Consider the following 2,960-nt stretch of genomic DNA (forward strand, 5'->3'; position numbering starts at 1 on the left):
CCCCGTCCACCGGCGGTTCGCCCGCCCCGGCCGACTTCGTGCTGCTGTCCGAGGTCGACCCGAGCATCACCACCGACATCCGGTACGCCACCGCGCACAATTTCCTCGGCCGGCCCGTCGACGGCTACCAGGAACCCGTCTGCCTGCTCACCCGCCCGGCAGCCGAGGCGCTGAGCCGGGTCCAGGCCGCCGCCCGCGCCCACGGATACGGCCTGCGGGTGTACGACTGCTACCGGCCGCGGCGGGCTGTCGACGACTTCGTCCGCTGGGCGAAGGATCCCGCCGACCAGCGGATGAAAGCCGAGTTCTACCCCCGGGTCGCCAAGGACCGACTCTTCGCCGACGGGTACCTCGGCGCCCCCACGGCGCACAGCCGCGGCAGCACCGTCGACCTCACCCTGCAACCGCTGCCCGTGCCGTCCGACGCGAGCCAGGCGCCAGGTCAGCCGCTGGTGGCCTGCACCGAGCCCGCCGACCGCCGGTTCGCCGACGGCAGCGTCGACATGGGCACCGGGTTCGACTGCTTCGACCCCCTCGCGCACACCGACGACCCGCGGATCACCGGCGCTGCCCGACGCCATCGCCAGCTGCTGAAACGGCTGATGACGCAGCAGGGATTCGTCAACTACGACCGGGAGTGGTGGCACTATCGCTACGCCGACGAGCCGTACCCGGACACCTACTTCGACTTCCCGGTGGCGGTGTCCTCGCTGCCGCCGCGGTAGAGACCCACGCTGATCCGGCCATCATCCAGGCGGGTCACCGGCCCGCCGTACCCGAGGACTCAGTGGGCCTCGGCGCGGGTGCGCAGCGGCAGCCAGGCCAGCACGTCCTGGATCTTCGCGTCCCAGTACGCCCAGTCGTGGTCGCCGGGGGAGAAGTCGACCGTGACCGGCACGCCCTGCCCCCGTGCCGCGTCGACGAACGCCAGGTTGTCCTCGTGGAGGAAGTCCTCGGTGCCGCAGGCCACGTAGAGCGGCGGCGTGTCCGGCCCGGCGGCGCGCACCAACGCCACGGTGTCGTCGTCGCGGCCGGCCACCGGCCGGTCGCCCCACACGGTGTGCCACACGTCGGGGTTCAGCGGGCGGGTCGGATGGTCCCGCCGGTGGGCGACGTTCAGGGATCCGGAGAGACTGGCGGCGGCGGCGAACCGGTCGGGCCGGCGCAGCGCCCACTTGACCGCGCCGTAGCCGCCCATCGACAGGCCGGCGACGAAGGTGTCCTCGCGGCGGTCGGAGAGCCGGAAGAACGACCGGCACACGTCGGGCAGCTCGTCGGCGAGGAACGTCCAGAACCGGTTGCCGTGTTCCTCGTCGGCGTAGAAGCTCCGCTCGGCGCGGGGCATCACGACGGCCAGCCCGAGGGGCGCCACGTACCGCTCGATCGAGGTCCGGCGTAACCAGATGCTCTCGTCGTCGGTGAGGCCGTGCAGCAGGTACAGCACGGGCGGATCAGCTCCGGCCGGGCCGCTGGCCAGCCCGATCTGGGACGTGGCGGGCGCGGGCAGGATAACCTGCATCGAGGTGTTGAGGCCGAGCGCCTCGGAGAAGAAGTCGCAGCGGACCAGTGCCATGGTCCGTCACCGTACCGCCTCCGGTCGCGGCCCACCGTGCGACGTCGGCCGGCCCGGGCCGGCCGACGTCCCACGCGGATCGGACCGCGTTTTTCCGTTGCGTGTCCCGGGCGGGCCGCCTACGGTCAGCGGCACCGTCACGCCGATCACCTCCGGGAGTCCACCGTGCAGCAGCGGAACAGCACCACCGCCACGCGGCCCCTGTCGCGTGGTGGTGCCATGCCGCTGGCCGGCGAACAAGGCCGAGGCCGGTGTGATCGGCGACCAGGGTGGCGGCGCGGTTAGTACCCCGCCTTGCCGACACGGCCGCCCACCCCACCGGGGACCGGGCGGCTTTCCCGTCACCGGCCCATCGGCAGCTCTCGCTGTGCACGGATGTGCACCTGGTACGAGTCACGCACCAGCCGGTAGCTCGCCGTGGCGAGGACCGCCGGCGTGAACCCGGAAAACCGCTCCGCACACCCCCCGCGAAGGGCGGGACACGACGACCAAGGAGAGAACGATGGCATTCACCCCGCTGCCGGGCACCAGGGCGCCGGTACGGGTCTGGACCGACCCGTACGGCATCGAGCCGCAGGCCGCGCGGCAGCTGCGCAACATCGGCGAGCTGCCCTGGGTCCACGGCGTCGCCGTCATGCCCGACGTGCACTACGGCAAGGGCGCCACGGTCGGCTCGGTCATCGCCATGCGCCAGGCCGTCTCCCCGGCCGCCGTGGGCGTCGACATCGGCTGCGGAATGAGCGCGGTGCGTACCTCGCTCACCGCCGCCGACCTGCCCGACAGCCTCGCCGGGCTGCGGTCGGCGATCGAGGCGGCGATCCCGGTCGGCTTCCGCCAGCGCGACGACGCGGTCGACCCGCGTCGGGTGCCGGGCCTGGAGCGGGCCGGCTGGGACGCGTTCTGGCAGCGCTTCGGCGAGCTGGACCGCAGCGTGGCCCAGCTGGAGACCCGGGCCCGGCGGCAGCTGGGCACCCTCGGTGGCGGCAACCACTTCATCGAGGTCTGCCTCGAGCAGGGCGGCCCGGACCCCGGGCAGGTCTGGCTGATGCTGCACTCCGGATCCCGCAACATCGGCAAGGAGTTGGCCGAGCGGCACATCGGGGTGGCCCGGCAGTTGCCGCACAACGCCGACCTGCCCGACCGCGACCTGGCCGTCTTCCTCGCCGGCACACCGGAGATGGCCGCGTACCGCCGGGACCTGTGGTGGGCGCAGGAGTATGCCCGGCGCAACCGCGCGGTCATGCTGGCCCTGCTCTGCGGGGTGGTACGGGAGCACTTCCCGCACGTGACCTACGGGGAGCCGATCTCGTGCCACCACAACTACGTGGCGGAGGAGACCTACGAGGGCGTGGAGGTGCTGGTGACCCGCAAGGGGGCGATCCGGGCC

The 2,960-nt window shown here is 72.8% G+C and carries 3 protein-coding genes; 2 read left to right on the forward strand and 1 reads right to left on the reverse strand.

Features of this window, described 5'->3' with window-relative positions; all coding sequences use genetic code 11:
• A partial coding sequence (locus tag E1193_RS30815; protein ID WP_132186642.1) for a M15 family metallopeptidase occupies positions 1–725 on the forward strand: 725 nt, incomplete at its 5' end.
• Positions 726–784: 59 nt separating this feature from the next.
• On the opposite strand, the gene E1193_RS30820 is transcribed toward E1193_RS30815, so the two are convergent.
• Complete coding sequence (locus E1193_RS30820) at positions 785–1,573, reverse strand: alpha/beta hydrolase family protein (protein ID WP_132186643.1); 789 nt, start codon at positions 1,571–1,573, stop codon at positions 785–787.
• A gap of 502 nt (positions 1,574–2,075) precedes the next feature.
• On the opposite strand from E1193_RS30820, the gene E1193_RS30825 reads away from it, so the two are divergent.
• A partial coding sequence (locus E1193_RS30825; RefSeq protein ID WP_132186644.1) for an RtcB family protein occupies positions 2,076–2,960 on the forward strand: 885 nt, incomplete at its 3' end.

This window comes from Micromonospora sp. KC606, from assembly GCF_004348675.1.
Lineage (GTDB): Bacteria > Actinomycetota > Actinomycetes > Mycobacteriales > Micromonosporaceae > Micromonospora.